Origin of the sequence: Rhodococcus sp. EPR-157, from assembly GCF_001647195.1 — a bacterium.
Classification (GTDB): domain Bacteria; phylum Actinomycetota; class Actinomycetes; order Mycobacteriales; family Mycobacteriaceae; genus Rhodococcoides.
In genome coordinates this window covers 1-716 of the sequence record NZ_LVCV01000629.1, presented here as the reverse complement: position 1 = coordinate 716, position 716 = coordinate 1, and the positions used below count along the sequence as shown (strand labels likewise).

The 716-nt window shown below is 65.8% G+C and carries 1 protein-coding gene; it reads left to right on the top strand.

The genetic code is table 11. The features are described 5' to 3' along the window. The coding region (locus A2J03_RS31345) for an HNH endonuclease signature motif containing protein (protein WP_197480986.1) at positions 1-716 on the top strand (716 nt) is incomplete at both ends.

Here is a 716-nt window from a genome sequence, read left to right as displayed (position 1 = left end):
GCGTCACCAATTCCGGATCGGCGGGTGGGCCGCGTGCGTTCCGGATCATCGCGCGCGGCCGGATCCGTCCTGCCGCGCCGCTTCCCGATCCCATCACCGACAACACCCGTTCACCGGCGGCACGCGCAGGGCGTGCGCGACCCTCCGCAGGACGCGATGTGGCACTGTCGGATTCGATTGCTGCTTTCCTCGCCGCAGCCGCAGCGGACCCCTCACTCGCGGCGGGAATCTACCCGGACGGGCACGGCGGTATGAGCGAACCGCCGCCGGGGGCACTGACCTACCGGCCATCAGCAGAACTCGTCGCGCTCACACGCGCAACACACTGCACGTGCACATTCCCGGGCTGCAGTGTGCCCGCAGCACGCTGCGAAATCGACCACATCGTCCCGTTCGACCACAACGACCCGAGAGCCGGCGGCTGGACGATCACCTCGAATCTGCAACCACTGTGCCACTACCATCACCAAGCGAAGACGCTCAAACTCTGGGCCGCAGCCACATTGAGTGGAGACGGAATATTCTGGACCTCCTGTTCGGGTCTGCGCAGGATCACCCCGTCGACGTACGGGACGGTCATGGTTCCCGACGACTTCGTACACAACCGGCCCCCGACACCATCACCGGACCCGTCAACCGATCACTACTACCAGCACGTCGACGACGGACACGCTCCCGAATCCACGCCTGCCGAATCCACGCCTGCCGAATCCACG